Annotated in this window: 23 protein-coding genes; 12 read left to right on the top strand and 11 right to left on the bottom strand. The window is 52.7% G+C overall.

The genetic code is table 11. The features are described from left to right. The first annotated feature begins 280 nt into the window (after positions 1–280). The 6 genes from A7E48_RS07175 (at position 281) to A7E48_RS07150 (ending at position 9,205) form a co-directional block, all read left to right on the top strand. Complete coding sequence (locus A7E48_RS07175) at positions 281–2,206, top strand: BCCT family transporter (protein WP_068171457.1); 1,926 nt, start codon at positions 281–283, stop codon at positions 2,204–2,206. Between the two features lie 358 nt (positions 2,207–2,564). Continuing rightward, positions 2,565–4,472 carry a translational GTPase TypA gene (gene typA / locus A7E48_RS07170; protein ID WP_068171455.1) on the top strand — a complete coding sequence of 636 codons (1,908 nt, stop codon included), beginning with the start codon at positions 2,565–2,567 and terminating at the stop codon, positions 4,470–4,472. Positions 4,473–4,566: 94 nt separating this feature from the next. Then, complete coding sequence (locus A7E48_RS07165; RefSeq protein ID WP_233126023.1) at positions 4,567–5,922, top strand: PIG-L family deacetylase; 1,356 nt, start codon at positions 4,567–4,569, stop codon at positions 5,920–5,922. Positions 5,923–6,066: 144 nt separating this feature from the next. Then, entirely contained in the window at positions 6,067–6,390 is a 324-nt protein-coding gene (gene fdxA / locus A7E48_RS07160; RefSeq protein WP_068171450.1) for a ferredoxin, read from the top strand. Between the two features lie 202 nt (positions 6,391–6,592). After that, a complete protein-coding gene (gene dapC, locus A7E48_RS07155; RefSeq protein ID WP_083147268.1) occupies positions 6,593–7,720 on the top strand; it encodes a succinyldiaminopimelate transaminase in 1,128 nt (375 codons plus the stop codon). 198 nt (positions 7,721–7,918) lie between these two features. Further along, on the top strand, positions 7,919–9,205 hold the full coding sequence (locus A7E48_RS07150) for a citrate synthase (protein ID WP_068171446.1): 1,287 nt from the start codon (positions 7,919–7,921) through the stop codon (positions 9,203–9,205). 102 nt (positions 9,206–9,307) lie between these two features. Here A7E48_RS07150 and galE read toward each other — a convergent pair whose 3' ends face one another. Together galE and dapD are read right to left on the bottom strand one after the other, a co-directional pair. Next, complete coding sequence (galE, locus tag A7E48_RS07145) at positions 9,308–10,321, bottom strand: UDP-glucose 4-epimerase GalE (RefSeq protein WP_068171442.1); 1,014 nt, start codon at positions 10,319–10,321, stop codon at positions 9,308–9,310. 98 nt (positions 10,322–10,419) lie between these two features. Continuing rightward, a complete protein-coding gene (dapD, locus tag A7E48_RS07140; protein ID WP_068171439.1) occupies positions 10,420–11,376 on the bottom strand; it encodes a 2,3,4,5-tetrahydropyridine-2,6-dicarboxylate N-succinyltransferase in 957 nt (318 codons plus the stop codon). Positions 11,377–11,473: 97 nt separating this feature from the next. Here dapD and dapE point away from each other — a divergent pair, with 97 nt between their 5' ends. Then, entirely contained in the window at positions 11,474–12,613 is a 1,140-nt protein-coding gene (gene dapE, locus A7E48_RS07135) for a succinyl-diaminopimelate desuccinylase (protein WP_068171436.1), read from the top strand. A 72-nt stretch (positions 12,614–12,685) separates the two neighbouring features. Here the strand turns inward: dapE and A7E48_RS07130 are convergent, their stop codons facing one another. Genes A7E48_RS07130 through A7E48_RS07115 form a run of 4 tightly spaced genes read right to left on the bottom strand, consistent with a single transcriptional unit; the run spans position 12,686 to position 15,898 of the window. Beyond that, the gene (locus tag A7E48_RS07130; protein WP_068171434.1) at positions 12,686–13,588 is read right to left on the bottom strand and encodes an amino acid ABC transporter permease; all 903 of its coding nucleotides are present in this window, start codon (positions 13,586–13,588) and stop codon (positions 12,686–12,688) included. Continuing rightward, positions 13,585–14,268, bottom strand: a complete 684-nt coding sequence (locus A7E48_RS07125; RefSeq protein ID WP_068171431.1) for an amino acid ABC transporter permease — start codon at positions 14,266–14,268, stop codon at positions 13,585–13,587. Before A7E48_RS07125 ends, A7E48_RS07130 begins: the two co-directional genes overlap by 4 nt. 30 nt (positions 14,269–14,298) lie before the next feature. Next, entirely contained in the window at positions 14,299–15,150 is an 852-nt protein-coding gene (locus A7E48_RS07120; RefSeq protein ID WP_068171489.1) for a glutamate ABC transporter substrate-binding protein, read from the bottom strand. 19 nt (positions 15,151–15,169) lie between these two features. Continuing rightward, positions 15,170–15,898 (bottom strand): amino acid ABC transporter ATP-binding protein, encoded by a 729-nt coding sequence (locus tag A7E48_RS07115; protein ID WP_158004409.1) that lies wholly within the window; start codon positions 15,896–15,898, stop codon positions 15,170–15,172. A gap of 211 nt (positions 15,899–16,109) precedes the next feature. On the opposite strand from A7E48_RS07115, the gene A7E48_RS07110 reads away from it, so the two are divergent. From A7E48_RS07110 to A7E48_RS07100, 3 genes are all read left to right on the top strand, one after another. After that, positions 16,110–16,430 (top strand): DivIVA domain-containing protein, encoded by a 321-nt coding sequence (locus A7E48_RS07110; protein ID WP_068171423.1) that lies wholly within the window; start codon positions 16,110–16,112, stop codon positions 16,428–16,430. Beyond that, entirely contained in the window at positions 16,423–17,742 is a 1,320-nt protein-coding gene (locus A7E48_RS07105; protein WP_233126022.1) for a hypothetical protein, read from the top strand. Before A7E48_RS07110 ends, A7E48_RS07105 begins: the two co-directional genes overlap by 8 nt. Positions 17,743–17,871: 129 nt before the next feature. Then, positions 17,872–18,036, top strand: a complete 165-nt coding sequence (locus tag A7E48_RS07100; protein WP_068171418.1) for a DUF3117 domain-containing protein — start codon at positions 17,872–17,874, stop codon at positions 18,034–18,036. A gap of 69 nt (positions 18,037–18,105) precedes the next feature. Here the strand turns inward: A7E48_RS07100 and A7E48_RS07095 are convergent, their stop codons facing one another. Continuing rightward, positions 18,106–18,777, bottom strand: coding sequence for a hypothetical protein (locus A7E48_RS07095; RefSeq protein WP_068171415.1), 672 nt, complete (start codon positions 18,775–18,777; stop codon positions 18,106–18,108). 143 nt (positions 18,778–18,920) lie between these two features. Then, positions 18,921–19,577 carry an O-methyltransferase gene (locus A7E48_RS07090; RefSeq protein ID WP_068171413.1) on the bottom strand — a complete coding sequence of 219 codons (657 nt, stop codon included), beginning with the start codon at positions 19,575–19,577 and terminating at the stop codon, positions 18,921–18,923. 99 nt (positions 19,578–19,676) lie between these two features. Between A7E48_RS07090 and A7E48_RS07085 the strand changes: the two genes are divergently transcribed. Further along, positions 19,677–20,048, top strand: coding sequence for a preprotein translocase subunit TatA (locus tag A7E48_RS07085; RefSeq protein WP_068171410.1), 372 nt, complete (start codon positions 19,677–19,679; stop codon positions 20,046–20,048). On the opposite strand, the gene A7E48_RS07080 is transcribed toward A7E48_RS07085, so the two are convergent. From A7E48_RS07080 to A7E48_RS07070, 3 genes are read right to left on the bottom strand one after another with little or no spacing between them, the layout of a single operon-like run. Next, positions 20,045–21,202, bottom strand: a complete 1,158-nt coding sequence (locus A7E48_RS07080; protein WP_233126021.1) for a P-loop NTPase — start codon at positions 21,200–21,202, stop codon at positions 20,045–20,047. The two genes, A7E48_RS07085 and A7E48_RS07080, sit on opposite strands and share 4 nt — an antisense overlap. Positions 21,203–21,234: 32 nt before the next feature. Beyond that, on the bottom strand, positions 21,235–21,876 hold the full coding sequence (locus A7E48_RS07075) for a DUF1003 domain-containing protein (RefSeq protein WP_083147266.1): 642 nt from the start codon (positions 21,874–21,876) through the stop codon (positions 21,235–21,237). Then, positions 21,869–23,188, bottom strand: a complete 1,320-nt coding sequence (locus A7E48_RS07070; RefSeq protein ID WP_068171404.1) for a magnesium transporter MgtE N-terminal domain-containing protein — start codon at positions 23,186–23,188, stop codon at positions 21,869–21,871. The genes A7E48_RS07075 and A7E48_RS07070 overlap by 8 nt, the downstream gene beginning before the upstream one ends. A gap of 171 nt (positions 23,189–23,359) precedes the next feature. Between A7E48_RS07070 and A7E48_RS07065 the strand changes: the two genes are divergently transcribed. After that, a complete protein-coding gene (locus A7E48_RS07065; RefSeq protein ID WP_068171400.1) occupies positions 23,360–24,220 on the top strand; it encodes a general stress protein in 861 nt (286 codons plus the stop codon). The last annotated feature ends 75 nt before the right edge of the window (positions 24,221–24,295 follow it).

Genomic DNA, 24,295 nt, shown 5'->3' with positions numbered 1-24,295 from the left:
GCCTCGGCAAACGATCCCTCTCGCCTGTCTCGCTAGCGCTCGCAAAGGCGATTCACGCCAGACCCAGCCAGCTTGCCTCCAGCTGCCCCTGGTTGCCGGTTCCCCCTAAATGAAGAACCCAAGACTCTCTTGTGATTTCTCTCAGCTTGCTTACTTCAATCTGGTAATACGCCGTCAATTTCGTTACGTTAGATAAGGCTAATGTCATTCTTGGGCGGAATTACGCCCAACAACACATCACATTTTATTGGTACGTAACTAGATTCATAAGGTATTTTCTATGGCACATTCACATGCTGCTCCGCCGGGCGATGCCCCTGATATCCGTCACGGCGATATTGACGCACAGGCAGAAGAAAATATGCGCGAGGGTACACTTGCACCCCGCGTTTTCTGGCCAGCTGCTATTATCATGGCTATTTTTATTGGCCTCACCTTGGCTTTTCCCCAAAAAGCAAAAGGTATTTTTGACGCTCTGCAGTCAGACGTCATCTCATATTTTGGCTGGTACTACGTTGCCATCGTTGCCTTCTTTGTAGTCTTTGCGCTCTACCTGGGTTTTTCCCGCATGGGCGATATCAAGCTCGGTAGCGATGACGACAAACCCGCCTACTCGTTCCGAACCTGGTTCGCGTTCCTCTTCGCAGCAGGTATGGGTATTGGTCTAGTTTTCTACGGTGCAACTGAACCGCTGATGCACTTCGTTTCCCCGCGCCCCGGGGTCGATGGAACTCCTGAGCAGGTTGCTCAAGAAGCAATGAGTCAGTCTTACCTACACTGGGGTCTGCACCCCTGGGCGATCTATGTGATCGTTGGTTTGGCTATTGCCTACGCTACGCACCGTCTGAAGCTACCCCTATCTATCCGTTACTCGCTGAAACCACTGCTGGGGGATCGAGTCAAGGGTAAATGGGGCGACGTTATTGATATCGTCGCTCTGGTAGGAACTCTCTTTGGTGTGGCGACCTCCCTGGGCCTGGGTGTGATGCAGATTGCCGCTGGTCTGGGTTTTCTGAACATCCCTGCAGAGGGCAACCTCTGGCTGACCGGAATCATCTTGGTTCTCATGGGCATCACACTTTTCTCGGTGGTAACCGGTCTTGAAAAGGGCATGAAATGGCTCTCCAACGGCAACTTGATTCTTGCAGCTATTGTTTGTCTTTTCGTTCTAGCAGTTGGTCCCACCATCTTCTTGCTCCGCGAATTCATCGGTTCACTGGGGCACTACTTCCAGAACGTTATTTACATGACCTTCGATACCCTGGCAATGTATGGGGACGAAGGTCAGAAATTCCAGGCAACCTGGACCACCTTCTACTGGGGCTGGTGGATTTCATGGTCGCCCTTCGTAGGCATGTTCATTGCGCGCGTTTCTAAGGGTCGTTCGGTCCGTGAATTCGTCGTCGGCGTACTGCTTGTTCCCGCGTTTACTTCCTTCTTCTGGTTCGCTGTGATGGGCGGTACTGCACTTCACCAGGAGCTCTTCGGCGATGTGGCTTTGCGCAACGAAGACGGCAGCGTAACCGCTGAAAATGCCCTCTTCCATATGCTGGGCAACCTGCCTGGTGGCGTCATCCTCACCATCGGCGCGGTAATTTTGATTACCGTATTCTTCGTAACCTCCGCTGACTCTGGCGCGCTGGTTCTGGGCATGATTTCCACCAACGGTTCACCCGAACCCAAGACATGGATTCGCGTGTTCTGGTGCTTGGTTGCTGCCTTTACAGCAATCGCCCTGATCTGGGCAGGCGGCACAGATTCCCTGTCAGCTATCCAGACGGTAGCGATTTTGACGGCAATCCCGTTCTCCCTCGTCATTCTGATGATGTGTGTATCGCTCTACAAGGCACTGAGCTTTGAACACAAGCTCTTTATCCGCGCTCAGCGTCGTAATGCTCGTGAAGAAATTGCTCTTGAGCTACGCGATAATCTTGGTGAACAGGTTGATGAGATGGTTGCTTCCGGTGTGGACCGCCGTCTGGCAACAGCAGTGGATGAAGCAGTTGAAGAAGCAGTGGACGCCAAGGTCGAGCGAAAGGTTAACCTCGCCGTCAACGAAAAACTCGATGAACGGGTTGAATCCGCAGTTGCTTCCACCGTGGACGAAGTTGCCTACCAAGTTCAAGCAAACTCGGCTGCCATTCAAGAACTCAAAGAAAACTCTTCTATTTCTGAATCAGCCAGTAACGGACCCTGGGATAAGTAGCTGTTTAAGTGGCGCCTTAGCGTGGCACAGCGGACGGCAAGCTGGCTGGGCCTGGCATGAATCGCATCAGTGAGCGCCAGCGAACCCATACGAGAAGGATTGCTTGCCGCCGCTGTGTCAGGCTATAGAGCGCAAATAAGCGGTGCATCTCATCGCCAGTTGTGGCAGGAGATGCACCGCTTTGCTATATCTCCTAGGTTAAAGAATTATTGGGAGGTTCATCACCGCATTACCTTGTTTTAGCGTTCTAACGCGTATAGTTGCTAGCAAGCCCTCACCCGCGAGTGCTCATTTCCTATGCACAGAATCCGGGTTATTGGGCAGTAACACTCCCTAGACTTAAGCGAGATTTATACGCATGTCAGAAAACACAGCTTCACGTAGCGATTTGCGCAACGTAGCAATCGTGGCGCACGTTGACCACGGTAAGACCACCATCGTTGACGCAATGCTAAAGCAGACCAACGCTTTCTCCACTCACGGAGACGTTGAAGATCGTGTCATGGACTCGGGCGACCTTGAAAAAGAAAAAGGTATTACCATCCTGGCAAAGAACACCACAGTGTTTTATGAAGGTCCCTCGGCCAATGGTGAAGCAATCACCATTAACGTGATCGATACTCCCGGCCACGCCGACTTCGGTGGCGAGGTTGAGCGCGGTCTTTCCATGGTTGATGGCGTCGTTCTGCTTGTTGACGCATCGGAAGGCCCCCTTCCTCAGACTCGCTTCGTGCTCCGTAAGGCACTTGCAGCAAAACTCCCCGTTATCCTCGTGGTCAACAAGGTTGACCGCCCCGACGCTCGTATTGAAGAAGTCGTTGGCGAGACCATGGACCTTCTTCTGGGCTTGGGCTCTGACCTCGCAGATGAGGTTCCCGACCTTGACGTCGACGCCCTCTTGGACGTTCCCGTTGTGTACGCATCAGGTAAAGCTGGTGCGGCATCCTTGAACCAGCCTGCTGACGGTGCCCTGCCCGATAATGATGATCTGGAGCCCCTGTTCCAGACCATTCTTGAGCACGTTCCTGCCCCTACTTATAACCCCGATGAGGTTTTGCAGGCGCACGTTACTAACCTTGACTCCTCACCCTTCCTCGGTCGTCTTGCACTGCTCCGTATTTTCAACGGCACCTTGCGCAAGGGCCAGACCGTAGCGTGGGTACGCCAGGACGGTCAGACCAAGAACGTTCGTATCTCCGAACTTCTGGCAACCAAGGCACTTGAGCGCGTTCCTGCTGAATCAGCTGGCCCCGGTGAAATCGTGGCAGTTGCGGGTATCGAAGACATCACCATTGGTGAAACTTTGACTGACCCCGAGAACCCCAAGCCGCTGCCTTTGATTACTGTGGACGATCCCGCGATCTCTATGACCATTGGTATTAACACCTCACCTCTTGCAGGTCGTGTTAAGGGCGCGAAGGTAACCGCTCGTCAGGTGAAAGATCGCCTGGACAAAGAACTCATCGGTAACGTTTCTCTGAAGGTTCTTCCCACCCAGCGCCCAGACGCTTGGGAAGTTCAGGGTCGTGGCGAACTTGCTTTGGCTATTTTAGTGGAGCAGATGCGCCGTGAAGGCTTCGAGCTCACCGTAGGTAAGCCTCAGGTAGTGACCAAGACTATTGACGGCAAGATTCACGAACCTATGGAACATCTCATTATTGACGTTCCCGAAGAGTACCTCGGCGCTGTAACTCAGTTGCTTGCTGGTCGTAAGGGCCGCATGTCCGGTATGACCAACAACGGCACCGGCTGGGTTCGCATGGAATTTGATGTGCCCGCACGTGGCCTGATTGGTTTCCGCACTCAGTTCTTGACTGATACTCGTGGCGCAGGCATCTCGTCGTCCTACTCCATCGGCTACGAGCCGTGGGCAGGCGACATCGAATACCGCACCAACGGCTCACTGGTAGCTGACCGTGCCGGTGTTGTGACTCCTTACGCCATGATTAACCTGCAGGAACGCGGTTCGTTCTTCGTGGAACCCACGACTGAGGTTTACGAAGGCATGATCGTTGGCGAGAACTCCCGTGCAGATGACATGGAAGTTAACATCACCAAGGAAAAGAAGCTCACTAACATGCGTAGTGCTTCTGCAGATAACTTCGAAAACCTTACTCCTCCCAAGAAGCTCACTTTGGAAGAGTCCCTAGAATTCGCTCGTGAAGACGAGTGCGTTGAGGTTACTCCCGAAGCTATCCGTATCCGCAAGGTTACGTTGGACGCTAACGAGCGCGTGCGCGAGTACCGCCGCCGTCACCGTGCCTAATCACTTAGCTGGCTCTTTGAGCCGGTAAACTTTCAGGGGACTGCCGTAAGGTGGTCCCCTGAGTTTTATGTTGGTCTTCTTTCAGGAGTATCTTTTGACGAGTCAGTCAGCGCCGCAGCAGCCGGCGGTTCCAGAGAATCAGCCTTATTACCCTGAACAGGGTAATTTTGTGGCTGCTCACGCGGTGTATTCTCTTTTGCCTGCGGGAGTAGATGCGCAGAATGCTCGCGTCTTATTTATTCACGCGCATCCGGATGACGAATCGACGTCTACCGGCGCCACTATGGGTGCACTCGCTGAAGAGGGCGCTCAAGTAGATTTGCTGACTCTCACGCGTGGCGAGATGGGTGAGGTAATTCCTGAGGACCTCAAACATCTTGAAGCCGCGCACCCGGGCACCACAGATTTTGGGGCAGCGCTGGGAGAGTATCGCGCGCAAGAGCTGGCTCAGGCGCTCGTTGCCCTCGGCGTAGATCGTCACTTTTTTCTGGGGCAGGACGTCGCCGCTGTTCCGGGCGGGCGGAAATTTTTCCGAGATTCGGGCATGGTGTGGGGTGCTGACGGTCGCGCTGCCGCTAACCCAGACGCCGCCCGAGACTGCTTGACAGCGCTAAATCTAGAAGAAGAAGCGTCAGGAATTGCTGCGGTGATTCGTGCACGCCGCCCGCACGTAGTGGTGACTTACGATCACGGTGGTGGTTACGGCCATCCCGATCATTTGCGGACCTATGAGGCGAGCATAAAGGCGCTTGAAATGGTAGCTGGTTCGGACGCCGAACCACTGTTGGTCTGGGGACTGGAAGGCGAAGCTGATCCAGCAGATACCCGCCAGCAGGCTGTTATCCAGGGTTCGCTGATGCGCAAACGTGCTGCTATGCAAGCGCATCGTACACAAATCATTGTGGTGGATGATGAGACTTTTCAGTATTCCAACCTTGTACCGCAAAAGATTTCTGCGCGGGAAACCTACCGCCTCTTGCAGAGCAAGGTTCCAGAACACACGATGGAACTTAATTCGCTGGGCGGTAACGGTCCTCTCTCCAGCCGGAACGCTGATATTCATCCCAGCGTAGGGAATTCTGTACTGACAGGTATCGCTTTGGGGCTGCTCGTAGGTTTCATTGGGACGATGTATCATGCGTCCATTTGGTACATTAATGAATCCTTTTACATTCCCTGGGGCGCGTTGGTGGCACTCATTTTGGTGTTCTCTGCGGCCACTTGGAATTCCCTTCGCGCCGGAAGAAACTGGGCTGGCTCGCTGGTAGGGATTATTACTTTCTTGGTGGTTGCCCTCTTTGCATTCGCCAAGTCCCATTCGATTTTGGTGCTCGTCAATCCGGCGGTACCGGTGGGGGTCGCGGGAACTATGTGGATGCTTGGTTCTTTAGCCGCGACTATCGTTTCTAACGTCTGGGTGAACCGTTTGCGGTATCGAGCGCACAGATAAGCTGAGCCCATCCCCGGTTTTCTGCTGTCAGCTACACCACTAAACTATTTACCTGATGTTGTTCAGGGCTACCATTGAATAAGGTTTCAAAGCGCACACTGATTCTTTACGTGCGTAGCTCACTTGCCCAGAAAGGCCCACCGCATGACTTACGTTATTGCCCAGCCTTGCGTTGATGTCAAAGACCGCGCTTGCGTTGAGGAATGCCCCGTTGACTGCATCTACGAGGGTGAACGCACCCTCTACATTCACCCTGATGAATGCGTAGACTGCGGCGCGTGTGAACCCGTATGCCCCGTAGAAGCAATTTACTATGAGGACGACGTTCCCGAGCAGTGGGAAGAGTACACTCAGGCAAACGTCGATTTCTTTGACGATCTCGGTTCGCCCGGTGGCGCGGCTCGCCTGGGCAATACCGGCAAAGATGTCGACTGGATTGCAGCTTTGCCCAAGCAGAATCAGAGCTAAATTTCATGGCGAGAACTCCCTACAGCTAAAGCTGTGGGGAGTTTTTTTAGATGGAGTTGTTCCAGGTGAAATGCGGAACAGCGAGGGTGCTCGTCTTTTAGCTGACAACTTAGTGCAGTGGCTCGTTGCCGTCATAAAATCGGAGATTTGATCCCAGAACACCTAGAATAAGTGACAAGATTCCCCACGTTAGGACACCACTGTGAGCTTTGGTCTTGAACTGCCCGATTATCCCTGGGACCGCATGGCCCCCTATAAAGCGAAGGCTGAGAAACATCCAGATGGATTAGTCAATCTGTCCATTGGCACGCCGGTAGATCCCACCCCTGAAACGATTGGTAAAGCATTAGCTGCTGCAACTGATGCTCATGGCTATCCGACTACACAGGGCACTGTAGAAGTTCGTCAGGCAATCGTGAATTGGTTTGCTCGACGACGCAACGTGCCCGGTCTTTCGGTAGAGCAGGTCATGCCTACGGTAGGTTCCAAAGAACTGGTGGCATGGTTGCCTTTCCTATTGGGGCTGGGGGAGGGCGACGTCGTCATGCGACCGACCGTTGCCTACCCTACCTACGATATTGGTGCTCAGCTGGCAGGGGCAGGCCATGTAGCGGCGGACCATCTGGAAGATTTAGATGAAGAAACCCGCTCGCGAGTAAAACTCATCTGGGTCAATTCACCGGCAAACCCCACCGGCATTGTGCGCCATACCAAGGACCTCAAAAATCTAGTGGACCAGGCGCGAGCACTGGGCGCAGTAGTGGCATCGGATGAATGCTATGCCGAGCTAGGCTGGGGCGAATGGGATGTGCAACAGGGCGGTAAGCCTGTGCCTTCCATCCTTGACCCGGAAATCAGTGGCGGAACTCAGGATCTCCTGTTCAGTGTTTATTCGCTCTCCAAACAGTCTAATTTGGCAGGCTATCGAGCGGCTTTCATCGCGGGCGATCCCGCGATTATGCCTAATCTGATTAATTCTCGTAAGCACGCGGGAATGATTGTTCCTGCACCCATCCAAGCGGCAATGGTGGCAGCACTTTCTGACGATACGCACGTCCAGGAGCAGAAGGATCGCTACCGACGACGTCGCGAACTTCTCCTACCTGCAGTGGAAAAATTTGGTCTAAAAGTTGAGCACTCAGAAGCGGGGCTTTACCTCTGGGCGACGGCGGAAGAGGACACCTGGCGCACCGTTGACCGTTTCGCAGAAAAGGGCATATTGATTGGCCCCGGCGTGTTCTACGGCGAGCAAGGCGAAGGATTCGTACGTATTGCGCTCACTGGAAGTGATGCAGATATCACCGCCGCAGCACAGCGTTTGAGCGAATAATCGCTTCATATTGGGTCAAACAGCGTGAAATCATGTCAGAAACACTTTATCGATGTGACCGTGGACATGAATCCGAGTAACCTATAACCAAGATCATTTGTTTACTCCGCCTATTGCATATCTTGCACCCACCCCGGTGGCGCGCTCAACGCAGTAAGCGGAGCAAATATTTGCTCCAACACACGGAGGAAAATTTTTATGACTAACGCCAAAGACGCTGAACTCTCCTACGGAGAGAAAAAACTTACCCTTGAGCACATTGACTCAACGGAAGGCAACGGTGCGTTTAACGCCGCCGGTTTGCTCAAAGAAACCGGGCGCGTTGCCTACGACCCCGGGTTCATGAACACCGCCAACGCAAAATCAGCAATCACCTACATCGACGGCGATGAAGGTATTCTGCGCTACCGCGGTTACCCCATCGACGAACTGGCAGAGAAATCAAACTTTGTTGAAACCGCATATCTGCTGATTTACGGAAACCTTCCCTCTGCATCAGAATACGAAGAATTTGAAACCATGATTCGCCGCCATACTATGGTGCACGAGGATTTCAAGACGTTCTTCGACGGTTTCCCCCGCGACGCGCACCCCATGGCCGTGCTGGCTGCATCAGTCTCTGCTATGTCGACCTTCTATTCTGACTCGCTGGATCCTTTTGATGACCGCCAGGTAGAAATCTCTACTTTCCGCTTGCTCTCCAAGGTACCCACCCTTGCCGCTTATGCTTTCAAGAAGTCTAAGGGCGAGCCGTTCATGTACCCCCAGAACAAGCTTAACTATGCAGAGAATCTGTTGCAGATGTGCTTCGGTTTCCCCACCGAGGAATACGAAGTTGACCCTGTGATGGCGAAGGCACTCGATACCCTCTTGCTTCTGCACGCTGATCACGAGCAGAACTGCTCGGCATCCACCGTACGCTTGGTGGGTTCGGCTCACGCGAACATCTTCACTTCAATCTCTGCGGGCATTAACGCTCTCTATGGTCCCCTACACGGTGGTGCCAACGAAGCTGTTCTGAACATGCTCCGTAAGATTCAGGCTGAAGGAATTGAGCCTGAGCAGTTTATGGAAAAGGTCAAGAACAAAGAAGACGGCATCCGCCTGATGGGCTTTGGCCACCGCGTCTACAAGAACTACGATCCGCGCGCTCGCATCATTAAGAAGACCGCTGATGAGGTTCTCGAACAGATGGGTGGCAATAACGAGCTACTGGACATCGCGCGCCGCCTGGAAGAAAAGGCTTTGGCGGATGATTACTTCATCGAGCGTAAGCTGTACCCCAACGTGGACTTCTATACCGGCATGATCTACAAGGCGATGGGCTTCCCTGAAGAAATGTTCACTGTTCTCTTCGCCCTGGGGCGAATGCCCGGCTGGATTGCTCAGTGGCGCGAAATGATTCAAGACCCTGAAACCAAGATTGGACGCCCCCGACAGGTTTACATTGGTGAAGGACTGCGCCACTACCCGGGTGCTAAATAGCCTTCAAAACGAATAAAAAAGTACACTTTTAGCTCATCAATACAAGCGTTAGCTTGTACGGATAGAGCTAAAAGTGTACTTTTTGTTTGGCTCTAAAAACCTTTAGGCTTCGTAACCGTTGGGGTTGCTCTTCTGCCAGTTCCAGTGATCGCGAACCATGGTCTTGATGTCACGCTGTGCTGACCAGCCCAAATCTGCCAGAGCAGAAGAAGGATCAGCGTAGGAAACCGCGACGTCGCCGGGGCGGCGCTCCACAATTTTATAGGGGAGCTCCTTGCCACAGGCTTCTTCGAAAGCGTGCAGAACTTCCAGAACCGAGTAACCGTTGCCGGTACCCAGGTTCCAGGTGTGCAAGCCACCGTTCTTCGCGATGAAATCCAAAGCTTTCAGATGGCCATCTGCAAGATCAACTACGTGAATGTAGTCGCGAACGCCGGTGCCGTCTACCGTGGGGTAATCGTTGCCGAAGACACTGAGGAACTCGCGACGTCCTACAGCAACCTGAGCGATGAATGGCACAAGGTTGTTAGGAATACCCGAGGGGTCCTCGCCAATACGACCTGATTCGTGTGCGCCCACGGGGTTGAAGTAGCGCAGAAGCGCGATATTCCACGAGGAATCTGAAGCGCCTAGGTCACGCAAGATATCTTCAATGTGCTCTTTGGTGCGACCGTAGCAGGACTGCGCGTCCATGTTAATCTTCTCGGTCAAAGGCATCTCTTCAGGCTCGCCGTATACGGTTGCCGAGGATGAGAATACGATGGACTTGCAATCAGCGGCCTCCATCGCTGCCAGCAGGTTCAGAGTACCGGTGACGTTCGTGCGGTAGTACCACAGTGGTATGGACGCGGATTCGCCGACAGCTTTCAGACCCGCGAAGTGGATTACCGCTTCGGGCTTCTCTTCAACAAAGAGATCTTTCATGCCTTCCGCATCGAGCAAATCAACCTTGTGGAACTTTGCCTCTTTACCAGTAAGCTCTGCGACTCGGCGGAGCGATTCCTCAGAAGAGTTAGCAAGGTTGTCCATGACAACAACTTCATGCCCTGCATTGAGCAACTCTAAAACGGTGTGCGAACCAATGTATCCGGCACCGCCGGTAACCATAATCTTCATATTTCTCCCTTAAATGGTTTTGAGAACCACTTTACCGGGTCAATCCACCACAAATCATCAGCGGCTCAACCCAGAAAGTCCTACAAACCGTTTCCTGATTAGTTGGCGTGCAGAGCGTCGTTGAGTTCCACCGTGTTGTTGGCGCGGGGGAGAGCTTCAACCCGACCGGATTCTGAATTGCGACGGAACAGAAGATTTGAGACACCTGAAAGAGTGCGAGCCTTGACTACCCGAGGTTCTTGCCCCTCCTGTAAAACGCTAACGCGGGTGCCAGCGGTGATATACAAACCGGCTTCGACCACGCAGTCGTCACCAATAGCGATTCCGACGCCGGCTTCAGCGCCGATGAGGGAACGTTCACCAATAGAAACTCGTTCTGTACCGCCACCGGACAGCGTGCCCATAGTGGATGCGCCACCGCCGACGTCAGAGCCATCGCCCACGATAACGCCCTGAGAGATGCGCCCCTCAACCATAGAGGTGCCGCGGGTTCCAGCGTTGAAGTTCACGAAACCCTCGTGCATCACGGTGGTGCCCGACGCCAGGTGGGCACCCAAGCGCACGCGGTCGGCGTCGCCAATTCGCACGCCGGCAGGAACAACATAATCAATCATGCGGGGAAATTTGTCCACGTGTGAAATAGAAACGTGACCACGCTTGCGGAGCCCTGGAAGTAGAGCGTTGATCTCAGAGGCAAGAACCGGGCCATAGTTAGTCCAGGCAACATTGGTGAGCTTGCCAAAAAGGCCGTCCAGGTTAAGAGTGTTTGGCTCTACCAAACACCAGGAAAGGAGATGCAGGCGTAGGTAGGCATCCGAGGCATCTGCAGGAGCAGCATTCAAATCAATAGTCTTCGAAACAACTTCGGTGCGGATATTGCGATCTGCTTCTTCACCCACTAGCTCTTCAAGCTGAGCGCGAGCAGATTCATCAGCTTTCGCGCCCAAGACAGGGTTGGGAAACCAAGTGTCCAGTACGGTTCCAGCATTCTCGTCAGAGGCAACTACTGTAGCAAGCCCCAAGCCAGAGGCGGAACGTGAATTATTTTCAGTCATAGAACCAGCTTAAGGGGAAGCTCAAATTCGTGCACTCCCTTCGCATGATGTGAGACTAAACAATGGCGAAGAAACCAAAAACTGTAAAGTATTTTCTATGAGCCTCAAAGAATACACTGCTGAACAATTCAAAAAATTCGGGCCTGCGGAGCTTGATATCCATCAGGACGTCGCGCAGCTGACCGCTGATCTTCTCGATATTTACTCCGTTTCGGGCGAAGAAAAACGGCTGGCAGACGCCGTCGAAACTGCGCTGACCAACCTGGAAAACTTGGAGATTACCCGCGATGGCGATTCCATTATCGCTCGTACTGATTTCGGCAAAGATAAACGCGTGGTACTTGCCGGACATCTCGACACCGTGCCGCTGCCTGCTGTAGAAGGTTCTGAAGGTACCGTTCCTTCAGTATGGAAAGAAGAAACAGGGGAGCGAGTTCTCTTTGGGCGCGGAGCTACCGATATGAAAGGCGGGGTGGCGGTTCAACTAGCCTTAGCAGCCCACCTGACTGATTCTGCCTATGACATCACCTACGTATTCTACGACCATGAAGAAGTGTCTTCGGAACTATCTGGGCTAGGTAGGCTCATGCGCAACCATGCAGAGAAGCTCACTGACGCGGATTTCGCCGTCCTGCTAGAACCTACAGACGGCACCATCGAGGGTGGGTGCAACGGCACCATGCGTTTTTGGATTCATACCCAGGGCTTACGGGCGCACTCTGGCAGGGCTTGGAAAGGTAAGAACGCGATTCACCAGTTGGCTGATATTCTGACTCGCCTTTCCAACTATGAGTCGCAGACCTACGACGTCGAAGGGCTCGCCTTCCGCGAGGGACTGAGCGCAGTAGAAATCTCAGGTGGGGTAGCAGGAAACGTGATTCCCGACGAGGCATCCGTCCATATCAATTACCGGTTCGCACCCAACAAAACGTTAGATGAGGCGATTGCACACGTTGAAGAAGTATTCGCAGGGTATGACCTCGATTTTGTAGATCAGTCCTCTGCTGCACGCCCGGGGCTGGACGCACCAATGAGTCGGTCGCTCATTGAATCGGTGGGGCAAGAGCCCAAACCTAAATACGGGTGGACGGACGTGGCGCGCTTCTCAGAAATTGGTATCTCTGCGGTGAACTTCGGCCCCGGAGATGCCCTTTTAGCCCACTCCGATAATGAACATGTGAAAGCTTCAGATATTCAGCGAACCTATGAGCAGCTGAAAAACTGGCTTACCGCCTAGACTCATTACAAAAATGCCCCGTGCAGAGAAATCTGCACGGGGCATTTTGCTGAGGGAAAAGTCTCTGCTTATTTAGTTTTTAGGCAACTTGAACATCGCAATAGTTGCGGGGTTCGGGTTGTCGATTTCGCCGGGGATACCGTCTGCCTTCTTCACACCGGTTGAGGAGCGTGAGGAGAGGAATCCCGAGAGCCAAGTGGCGAGCATCGTTAGCGCAAAGTTGATAACGATGAACATGACCGCTACCAACACGAGGGTCTGCAAAATATTACCTTCACCGGAACCAAAGCGGCGGGCAGAAGCCAGCAGCTCGGGATAGGAGATGATGTAACCCAAAGCGGTATCCTTCAAAATCACCACGAACTGGCTGACCAATGAAGGAAGCATGGTCACCATTGCCTGAGGCATCAGGATGGATCGCAGAACCTTGCCAGGGGTCAAACCGATAGCAAGGCCTGCCTCACCCTGGCCCTTCGGTAGCTGCTTCACACCAGAGCGCAAGAGCTCAGCAATCACTGAACCGTTGTAGAGGGTTAGACCAATAACGACGGCGATGAACGGCAGCTGCTGGGGCGAGAAAAGCGCAAGCTTTCCCAAGAACAGCCAGAAGAAAATCATCATAATCAGCACGGGGACTGCACGGAAGAATTCAACGACCACGGTGGCAAACCACAGGACGGGTGCTGAAGTCGACAGGCGCATGTAGCCAAATGCCATACCAAAAATCAGTGAGGTAATGACGGAAAGAAGTGCTGCTTTGAGGGTCGAAATCAGACCTGGGATGAAGTAATACTCCCAAGCGCGGGCTGTGAAAAGCGCCGCCCATTTTTCAGCCTCTAGCTGGCCCTGGCGGTGCATAATCACCAAGACGTAAGCAATGAATGCCAAGAAAAGAATCAGGGCAATCACATTGAAAGTACGTGTGAGGGCGCGGCCTCGGGGGCCGGGCGCGTCAAAAAGTACAGACGAACTCATCGTTTCACCGCCAATTTACGAGATGCCCAGGTGGTCAGAATACCAATGGGCACGACAATGACGACGAAGCCCATGGCGAAAATCAAGAAGATGACGAAGATGAGATCCGAGTTGAACTCAATCATTGATTTCATCATTCCCGATGCTTCAGCAACCGAAGCCACGGTAGCTACGGTGGTGTTCTTTGCCAGTGCGATCAGGGTGTTGCCCAAGGGGGTAATTGAACCACGAAGCGCCTGGGGGAAAATGATATGACGTGCGGCAGGGAAGAACCCTAGTCCAATGGCACGAGCTGCTTCCGCCTGACCAACCGGTACGGTATTGATACCCGAGCGGATTGCCTCACACACGAAAGCTGCGTGGTAGATTGCCAACACAATCACAGCGTAGATAAAGAAGTTTGCTTTGAAGTCAGATACCAGCTGAAGCTGGAACTGAGTCCACACGCCCAAAATTGCCATGGTCATCAAAATGGTCAGCGGGGTGTTGCGGAAAATATGCACGTACGCGGTGCCAATAAACTGCAACGACGGCACCGGAGAAATGCGCATAAGCGCAAGAACCGAACCAATGATGAAAGAACCTATAGCTGCCCAGAAAGTGAGCTGAACATTCACCCAGAACGCGCCCAGCACGTTATAGGTATCAAAGAGCGTGGAGAGCTGTTCGCCGAATGACACGGGAGCCTCCAATTCTAAAAGTATTGTTGTTTATTTTTTGTCTTCAGTGGGTTGAGCGCAGGTATCGCCAAGTTTGGGCGGGTTGAGCTCTTTGTTAAATTTGAACCCGGAGTCGCCGACGTTCTTTTCCAGTGCTTTTTCCCATTCGCCGGTTTCAACCATTTTGTTGATGGCGGTGTTAATGTCTTTGCACTTATCAGAACCCTTGGGTAGACCCACACCGTATTTTTCGGTGGTGAAGGTATTGCCCACGAGCTTGAGCTCGCCTTTGTTCGCTTTGGTAGCTCCCAGACCGGCGAGGATGATGTCGTCGGTGGTCACTGCATCGACCATGCCAGCGTTAAGAGCAACTACGCAGTCAGAGTAAGAATTCTGTTGAACGAGCTGCACGTTGGAGGCGAACTTGTCCTGAATCTTTTTGGCTGAGGTTGAGCCGGTGACAGAGCAGAGATCCTTGCCGTTGAGCGAATCGGGGCCGGTGATGTCGGTGTTGTCCTTCTGTACCAGCAAGTCCTGACCGGCTACAAAGTAGGGGCCGGCAAAGTCGATGGTCTTCAAACGGGTATTGGAGATGGAATAGGTAGCAAAAATCATGTCTACCTGACCGTTTGAAAGCATGTTCTCACGGTTAGCAGAAGGCGCTTCGACCCATTCAATTCGATCTTCAGGGTAACCGAGCTCGTTGGCTACATAGCGGGCGACGTCGGTGTCGAAACCGGTGTAATTCTTACCGTCCTGGTAGCCCAAACCTGGCTGATCGTACTTAATACCAATGCGGATTTTATCGCCCGAATCATCGGTAGAAGCACATCCTGAAAAAGCCAAGGTGGCTGTAGCTGCCAGCGCCATAGCTACCAGGCTTTTCTTCTTCAGATTCTTCATCAGAGCCATGTGATACTCCTTAGTGGTTGAGAATCTTGCCGAGGAAGTCCTTGGCGCGGTCTGACTTGGGGTTGGAGAAGAACTCATCGGGTGTAGCCTGCTCAACGATTTCGCCGTTGGCAAGGAAGACAATGCGGTCTGCTGCACGACGGGCGAAGCCCATTTCGTGGGTCACCACAATCATGGTCATGCCTTCGCGTGCCAGGTTGACCATGGTGTCCAGCACTTCATTGACCATTTCGGGGTCAAGCGCGGAGGTTGGTTCGTCAAAGAGCATGACCTTGGGGCGCATAGCGAGAGCGCGTGCAATAGCTACACGCTGTTGCTGACCGCCGGAGAGCTGCGCGGGCATTTTCTGAGCCTGGGAATCCACGCCCACTTTGCGGAGCAAAGCCATTGCTTCTTCTTCAGCTTCGGCTTTTGAGAGCCCGCGAACCTTGCGGGGTCCCAGCGTCACGTTGTCGAGAATTGACTTATGGGCAAAGAGATTGAATGACTGGAAAACCATTCCCACTTCGGCACGCAAATTTGCGAGTTCTTTGCCTTCTTCAGGGAGTATTTTGCCGTCAATGGAAATCGAACCGGAATCGATGGTTTCGAGACGGTTGATAGTGCGGCACAGAGTAGATTTACCGGAACCTGAGGGACCGAGCAGAATAATAACTTCGCCCTTGCCTACTTCCAGATTGATGTCCTTGAGTACATGCAGAGATCCGTAATGTTTGTTAACGGACTTCAGCTGAACCAACGCTTCATTCACGAGGGTTCCTCCTGAGGGATGTGTGAGCCGTGCCCTGCATCGTTATTCGAAGATGGGCGCGGTGTGTGATAGGTACAAGGAACACCTTACAGTGAACTGCGTTACCACTGTGTTACAGAACGCAAAGAAAATATTCATTTTCATGCAATATGGTGGTGAGGATATGACGGTAATGCAGAAAATGTGAGGGAATTGATCGGTGAATTATGTACTGGTTTTCATAACTTTTATAGTTCTGGCTCTAACGATGGTGAGTATTGCCCTCTTGGGTTCTGACCGGATTTTTCCTGCTCGAAATGTGTTGAATCATATATCGAATGATGGAATAGCTCCCGAGTCTGATCTTGAAATGCCTTTGGTTTTATCGTCGCGCCCTACAGTCGCTGAGGTAAAGAGGCAACGATTTTCGACGTCGTGGCGCGGGTACAATCCAGATGAGGTAGACCAGGCGCTGACGTTGCTGGCTGAGGAAAATACTCGTTTGCGGAGTCAGCTGGAAGAAAAACACCACCATGCTTAGACAAAGAGATGCACTTTCGTTGCGGGTCATGATGGCATGGGAAAATTATCAGAAGGCCTTCCGCAGCGCAAATATTTATGTGCAGGTACTCATTATCTTTGCCGTCAGCCGTGTTTTTGGCTGGGTGCTTTTTACTGTCGTCGGGAAACAGGAAAAATATAGTCCGTGGAGCGACCAACCCATGGACTACCTCAGCTTTGTTAATATTTGGGATGCCGACTGGTATCGCAAGATTGCTGAGACTGGCTATCCTACTCAGCTTCCGCTGACTCCTACCGGCACCGTTGCAGAGAACCCGTGGGCGTTCTACCCGCTCTATCCATTGGTAAATTCTGCTCTGATGAATCTCTTGGGAGTGAGCTATCCGCCAGTTGCTGCCGCCGTTTCCTTAGTGAGTGGCTTTGGAGCAGCGTGCCTGATATATCGTCTGTTCGAGACTTCTTTACGCACGTTGAGAGCGGGGCGTGTCTCGGCGGTTCTCAGCGAACCGTCCAGCGTAGAATCTATGGCTCTTTGGGGAGTAGCGGTATTTTCTTTCGCCCCTATTTCCCCGGTCTTACAGGTCGCCTACGCCGAATCTTTGAATCTATTGTTCGTAGCAGCGGTACTCTTAGCGCTGATGAATCGCAAATTCTGGTGGGCAGTGCTCCTCGCCATTCCTGCATGTTTTTCTCGCCCTGTAGGGGTGCCTCTGGGAGCAACAGCCGGTCTGCTCTGGCTTATCGCGTGGATTATCGACGCCCGCGGTATGCACACCGGCGCAGATCAACCGGGTGCGCCGCTGGGTTGGAGTAAGTCCTTCGCTCAGCATGCTTCGCAGCTTATTTCTGCCCTGTTAATCTGCGGGATTGCCTTGCTCTGGCCCCTTATCGCTTGGATCAGGACGGGGCGAGTAGATGCTTATACGGCCACCGAAACAGCGTGGCGGGGTAGCGATCTTTACTTAGTGGCGCCCTGGTTTAAGCAGAGTACCGAATATTTTGGGGCGGCAGGGCCAATACTTTTCATTGTTCTCCTCATTGGCTTTATCGTCTTGCTCAGCTCCCGTCTCATCCGCAGAACTCTTCACCCCGTCCTCATCATGTGGTGTGCGTGCTACGCGGCGTATCTGGTGCTTTTCCTTAACCCGCAGAGTTCGCTTTTTAGAATGCTGTTACCCCTGTTCCCACTAGCGCTGGTGACGGTGGCGGTTTCAGCTGATCGAGCGTATCGGATGCTTTTGGTGCTCGGTGGTGCCGCTCTTCAGTTCGGGTGGGTTGGCTGGCTCTGGCACTGGAAACAGCTTCCCACAGGCGGAGACTATCCGCCCTAAGCCTAGAAAACGACATTTTTCCCAGCTGATGTACAAAATCTGACGATTATTCCGGGTTATCATGGGGCATATCACAGAATTGATCCCACTCGGTTCCCCGAACGTGGACTTATAACAAGGAGATTGAGTATGGCCGCACAAAAACCACGCACGGGCGAAGGGCCACTTGAAATCGTTCGCGAAGGACGTGGCATCAACATGAAGATTCCTATTGAGGGCGGCGGACGTCTCGTCCTGGAAATTTCGACCGATGAGATTGAAGCTCTGAAAAAGTGCCTCGAAGATTTTAGCTAATCAGCCATAAAAAGTGCCCTGCCGAAGAATCGGCAGGGCACTTTTTATGGGGCAACGAGGTGCTAGGTATTAATAGATTTCAACGGTATTAACCAGATTTTGGCTACCTACATACTGACCCACGGTAGCGGAGGGATACCCCTGCAATGAAGCTGAGACTTGTTGGGTAATCACCGGTATACAGGTCAAGTTTGTGCCCTCGGCGGGGCCATCAACCAGTTTTTGCTCTAGTAGTTGGCTCTGGGACTCGGTCATGACGTCCAGATAAGGCGCCGCATATTTGAAGGACATCCATGTGTGTACCGAACCACTGGATGAAACGGTGTTCACTGCGGTTTCCGTGAGTTGTTGCTGGGTAGCAGAGGACGAGCACAGTGAAGCCCACGAGCCCGACAGACCAGTGCTGCGCATCATTCCATTCATGGTGTCCTGGTCGAACGCAGGAAGCATATAGAAGGAAATATCATTTCCTTTTGCGGTCGTTCCTGCAAAAGATGTTTTGGAGGCATTTTGCGTCTTCTCAGGCATCGCATGAACCGGCGTCTCGGAGGGAGAGCTCGATGGCGATTCCGGTGCTTTACTCGACGACGCTGGCGCAGCCGTTGTCGAACTTGTGACGGCTGAACTGGGGGAGGCGCTGGGAGAGCTTGAGGCTGACTCCTCGGGAGCAGCGTTGTTGATATTGACGCAACCGGTCAGAGAAACCAGCGCAAGAGCAAGCAGGGGGAGAGTTTTCTTCATCGAAAGTCCTCAGTGCGAAAGAGTGTTAGGGGAGAGGAGCCTGCAGGCTCCATCAGATAGTTAACGAAAGGTTACCTATACCGATAAAATTTATTCTTACACTAACCTGAGTATTCTCAGGGGACATTGGGAAATATTACTTGCTAGCGTTTGTAGACCAAATACAAACCCAGGTTGGAGTGAACCAATGAAACGAACACATCGTGAGTGCATTCTTGGATTTCTTGAAGCAGACGACGGTGCACAACGGTCTGCGGATCCCGAGCGGTAGGTTGAGCTACTAGCCCTTGGTTGAGAGCATTGTGCATGATGAGTAACCCGCCCGATTTGATGAGTGAGAGACAAGAAAGTACCGAATACTCTGCAGATTCTACGGATGTATCTACAAAAGCAAGATCGTAGGATCCTTGAGAGAGCCGGGGGAGAACTTCGGCGGTATCGCCGCAGATGGTGCGTACTCGGTGTTTTCTGCCGTGTGAAGAATTCTGAATAACTAACCGAGCTCGCTGCAGGCGAGAATTATCAATATCTAAGGTGGTCAGGGCAGACCCCGGTTCCATGCCCTGAAGCAACGCCAAAGTAGAGACCCCCGTGCCGGTTCCCACCTCTAAGATATTTTGAGCATGAGTAGACGCCGCCAAAACCCGCAACAAATCAGCCGTATGGGCGCTGACCGGCTGCACTCCGAGTTCTCGGGCGGCTTTCCGGGCGTCCGTAATATCTGAGCTCTCCTCGGGAAATTCCTCGATAAAAGCCCAAATGCTGTTCCGGTCAGGTCTTATTTCGTCCTTTGAAAACACTGTTTGTTCCACCTCATCCACAAAACCCTGCTGTGTTCATCATATAGAACCCCCTCAAATTTTCAGTGTTCTTCAGGTTTTACTGGTAATCTTCCATATGTGTTAGGTATCAACGGTATGGAATTTTTGATACTGATCATCCTCGCTTTGGTGGTGATCGGTCCTCAACGCATGCCTGAATACGCCCAAAAGCTTAAAGAAGGCGTGAAATGGGTTCGAGGTATCGCGTTTGAAGCGCGAGATGACCTTAAAGAAACCATGGGAGAAAATCCGCTGGGGGATTTCAACTGGAAACAGTATGATCCTCGCCAGTACGACCCTCGCACGATTGTGCGTGAGGCATTAGCTGAGGACGACGCCGAGCGAGCAGCTCGTGCTGAAGAGCAGATGGCGCTGAACCAGCCGGTTGAACAGAACCTTCGCCGTCTACCGCGTGGCGCTTATGCCCCTTTTGATACCGACGCTACCTAAGAAAAGTTTAGGGGCAGGGGTCTTCCTGCGAGCCCGCGACCCCGGTGGGCAAGTTCTTCTGCAATATGGGAAATAGTCTGCGCTGCTTCGGTCTCTGGCGCGCCCCAGACGATGGGCATTCCCTCATCGCCGCCGGTTCGCACGTCGGTTTCTAGGGGGATAGAACCTAGAAGCGGCACGTCGTATCCCAATGCGTCGGTGAGTCGATCAGAGAGTTGTTCTCCGCCGCCCGAGCCAAAAATTTCTAGCAACGAACCATCTGGCATTCGCATAGCTGCCATATTTTCAATCACACCGGCAACTTTTTGTTCGGTTTGCAAGCTGAGGGTACCGGCTCGTTCTGCAACTTCCACTGCTGCATGCTGAGGCGTAGAAACAAGAAGCAACTCGGCATGAGGGAGAAGTTGCGCCATCGAAATCGCAATATCTCCGGTGCCGGGCGGTAGATCGAGTAACAACACATCCAAATCACCAAAATGGACGTCGGTGAGAAACTGCTCTAATGCGCGGTGGAGCATGGGGCCTCGCCACGCTACAGGCTGATTTCCTTCGATAAACATGCCGATGGAAATAACTTTCACAAACCCGTGAGTTTCTGCTGTCCCGTCTGAAACGGGGGAGGCAGACGAAGGTACCTCAACGACCGGCGGGAGAATCATATCGTCCATTCGGGTGGGTGGTTGAGTAATACCCATGAGACCAGGAATCGAGAAGCCGTGAACATCGGCGTCTACAATACCCACGCTGAGCCCCTGCGCGGCAAAAGCAGCGGCAAGATTGGCGGTCATGGAGGATTTACCTACCCCGCCTTTGCCCGAGACGACGGCAAAAACGCGCGTCAATGATTCTTTGACAGCGAAAGGATTGGTTTTAGTATGACCCAGTGAAGACCGCAATGCCGAGCGTTGCTCGAGGCTCATAAAGCCCACAGAGACTTCTACCTGCTCTATTCCATCTAAACCCAGGGCAGCCTGGCGTACCTCTGTCTCGATGGTGGAGCGAAGCGGGCACCCCTCTATGGTCAGCAGGATTGAAACCTGAGCTAAGGAACCCTGAACTTGCGCAGATTCGACCATTCCCAATTCGGTGATGGGTTTGCGCAACTCGGGGTCATATACTTCAGCCAGCGCTTGAAACAGGGCTTCGTCTAACACGGGATTATCCTTAGGTTGCTGCGGTAAATAGGCTATTGGTTAGGGGAGTCGTGCTCGCTCTCATCGACATCCTTAACCTTTTTCTTCTTCCGCGATTCTTCAGTCACGATAGCTACAGAACCGGTCAGTGGATCTCGTGCTTCCGGCACATACTGATCTAACTGATTCTGCTTATCCTGAATTTTCTGTAGTTCTTCCATGATGTCGCGCAATTCGCTACGTACGTAATCGCGGGTGGCCACCTCGCGCAAAGCAATGCGCAAAGCGGCAATTTCACGGGTGAGGTACTGGGTCTCTTCCAGGTTTTCTTGGTCGCGCTTACGGTCCTGTGAGGCAATCACGCGGTCGCGGTCGTCCTGCCTATTCTGCGCCAAAAGGAGCAGCGGGGCAGCATAGGATGCCTGCAAAGAAAGCATCAACGTGAGCAGAGTGAAGTTCAATGAACGGGGGTCAAACTGCATCTCTTCAGGTGCCAAGGTATTCCACCCCAGCCAGAGACCGCAGAAGACCGTCATGTAGAGCAAGAAGGTGGGAGTACCCATGAATCGCGCAATAGATTCAGTGGCGCGACCAAAGCTATCGGGATTCGACGAGAAGGCAAACTTGCGACGAGCTGCCTGGGGCTGGGAGAGGTGTTCATCGGTGGAGGAACGGTCGCGGTTCTTATCACTCAAAACGGCGTCCTACCTTTCGAATCGGAGTTCCATCGTCATAGGTTCGCCAGTCTTCGGGCAAGATAGCGTCTAACACGTCGTCAATAGTAATCGCACCGACTAATCGGTCATGCTGGTTGACGACGGGTATGATGGTGAGGTCATACGTTGCGAGGATGCGGGAAATTTCCGCAAGAGAAGACATATCGGAGACCGGTTCGATGGAGGAATCCAAAAGTGTTCCCACCAGCTCGCTGGGCGGATAGCGAAGAAGCTGCTGCATATGAACCATACCTAGATATTTACCAGTGGGGGTTTCCAACGGGGGACGGGCTACCAAGACGGCAGCTGCCATCGCGGGGGAAATTTCTTCCTGCCGGATATGCGCCAGTGCCTCAGCAACGGTAGCTTCGGGGGAGAGAATAATTGGAACAGGGTTCATTAACGAACCTGCGGTTCCCTCCTCATATTCCAGAAGACGACGGACATCGTCTGCTTCTTCTGGTTCCATCAAGTGCAGCAGTTCTTCACGTTGAGCATCGGATAGTTCGTTGAGGAGGTCGGCGGCGTCATCCGGTTCCATTTCCTCGAGAACCTGGGCGGCGCGTTCCACATCGAGGTGAGAAAGAATTTCCACCTGGTCATCTTCGGGAAGTTCCTGCAAGACGTCTGCTAGGCGCTCATCTTGGAGTTCATGGGCAACTTCGACCATGCGCTTGTCGTTCATCTCGTGGATGGCATCTGCCAAGTCCGCAGGATTGGCGTTTGCATGGTTTTCGACGAACGCGGTCGCAGCCTGGGGTTCTAAATCGGTGGAGAGAATCGCTTCATTCCAGTCCACAATCAGAGTATCTTTACGACGGCGCAGCAGACCACCGGTTTCGTGGGCGCGAGAGACAAAGAGCTCGGAGAGGAACCAGTCACCATTCCGGCGCTGCTCCATGGCAACATCTTCAACCATTGCTTCACCTGAACCGTCGGTCAGTCGTACCTTGCGGTCAAAAATTTCAGCAACGACCAGTGCCTCGGATCCACGCTGTTCGAACCGGCGGAGATTAACCAAACCGGTACAGATAATCTGCGAAGATTCAATAGTCGTTACGCGGGTCATAGGTACAAAAATTCGTTTCTTACCCAGGACTTCAATCACGATGCCCACTACGATGGGCTCTTTGCCCTTTTGTCCAGCGGTTCCTGTCAACGCGGAAAGGGCACCAAAACTCTGTTTGAGCACCACAATATCGCGTAATCGTCCTAGACGATCACCCAGGGGGTCAAAAACGTCCATGCCGAGTAGACGGGCAATAAAGATTTTGTTCGGTGTAGTACTCACCCTTTCAAGATTAGGGGATATTGAGGGCAAATCGGGAGTCCCAGAGAAAAGTGTGAGATAAACGAGTAGATTTCCCTGTCAAGGAGTCAAAATTTACTCATTTTTTCGCCTGTTGCGATACCTTGGGCAATTATTAGGAATCTTTGCGGTAAACACGGAAAAATAATGTACATGAATGAGCAACAGATAACACCCGTTATTCCAGAAGCCGGCAAAATTCCCCGCGGTGAGCTGGTGCAAAACTTTACTTCTCGTGCAGAACTGGATGCCGCGATGGGGCGTCTGACGAGCGCAGGCTTACCTGCCCAGGCATTTTTTGTGGTGGGGCATGACCTCAAACAAGTTGAATATTTTATAGGCAAGCTGTCATATCCACGTATTGCTTTGAGCTCAGCGCTTAGCGGTGCAACCTTCGGTGCTCTAATCGGCGTGGTGACCGCATTGGTGACCGGCACATCAGTCTTGCCGCATCTTGCTTCCGCAGTACCCTTGGGCATTGCCATCTGGATGATTTTTGGCATTCTCTCTTTTTCTCGGGGGAACAAGAACGGCGCCTTCCAGATGCGCCAGCAAATGATTCCTACAGCTTTTTCGCTGATGAGCAATCCCAGCGTAGCGGCACAGGCTCGTGAAGTACTGGGCGTCCGTTCCCAGAACTTCCGCCCGCAGCTAGCACGCCCCAATACCCCCGCATCGGGAACACCATCATCTGTAGTTCAGGGGCACTCCCATGAACAAGCAGATCCCACCACCTTTGTTGGCCCCGAATATAACAGGGACGGCTCGCCCGCCGGCGGCAAATTTGGGCTACGCATTGACGACCCCGAAGAGTACGCCAAGATGGTGCGCACCGAACCAATGCGCCCGGACGATTCTGAACAGAGAATCGAAAAGGTGCGAGAAGAGCAGAGTCCTCAACGATACGGTCTGAAGGTAGAGGATTCTCAAGAGGTTCAGGATTCCGTACGCAACGCACCTGCTTCATCTGCCCCAGAGGAGCCCTCGGAACACCACGGTTCCCGCAAGTCCTAACTTATGACCTCTCTTGATTGAGAGACACTGTAGAACAGTTATCTGCTGAACTCATGAGCAAGGCCCATCACCTGA

The sequence above is a fragment of the Rothia sp. ND6WE1A genome (assembly GCF_001683935.1).
In the GTDB taxonomy this organism is placed as follows: domain Bacteria; phylum Actinomycetota; class Actinomycetes; order Actinomycetales; family Micrococcaceae; genus Rothia; species Rothia amarae.
Note: the sequence above shows the minus strand (reverse complement) of the source record. Positions and strands in the feature narration are given on the sequence as shown.

Coding starts and splice junctions, on each gene's coding strand:
- A7E48_RS07175 (WP_068171457.1), top strand. CDS start 281: ATGGCACATTCACATGCTGCTCCGCCGGGCGATGCCCCTGATATCCGT.
- A7E48_RS07130 (WP_068171434.1), bottom strand. CDS start 13,588: ATGAGTTCGTCTGTACTTTTTGACGCGCCCGGCCCCCGAGGCCGCGCC.
- galE (WP_068171442.1), bottom strand. CDS start 10,321: ATGAAGATTATGGTTACCGGCGGTGCCGGATACATTGGTTCGCACACC.
- A7E48_RS07150 (WP_068171446.1), top strand. CDS start 7,919: ATGACTAACGCCAAAGACGCTGAACTCTCCTACGGAGAGAAAAAACTT.
- dapD (WP_068171439.1), bottom strand. CDS start 11,376: ATGACTGAAAATAATTCACGTTCCGCCTCTGGCTTGGGGCTTGCTACA.
- A7E48_RS07095 (WP_068171415.1), bottom strand. CDS start 18,777: ATGAAGAAAACTCTCCCCCTGCTTGCTCTTGCGCTGGTTTCTCTGACC.
- A7E48_RS07065 (WP_068171400.1), top strand. CDS start 23,360: ATGAATGAGCAACAGATAACACCCGTTATTCCAGAAGCCGGCAAAATT.
- fdxA (WP_068171450.1), top strand. CDS start 6,067: ATGACTTACGTTATTGCCCAGCCTTGCGTTGATGTCAAAGACCGCGCT.
- dapE (WP_068171436.1), top strand. CDS start 11,474: ATGAGCCTCAAAGAATACACTGCTGAACAATTCAAAAAATTCGGGCCT.
- A7E48_RS07105 (WP_233126022.1), top strand. CDS start 16,423: ATGCTTAGACAAAGAGATGCACTTTCGTTGCGGGTCATGATGGCATGG.
- A7E48_RS07120 (WP_068171489.1), bottom strand. CDS start 15,150: ATGAAGAATCTGAAGAAGAAAAGCCTGGTAGCTATGGCGCTGGCAGCT.
- A7E48_RS07100 (WP_068171418.1), top strand. CDS start 17,872: ATGGCCGCACAAAAACCACGCACGGGCGAAGGGCCACTTGAAATCGTT.
- typA (WP_068171455.1), top strand. CDS start 2,565: ATGTCAGAAAACACAGCTTCACGTAGCGATTTGCGCAACGTAGCAATC.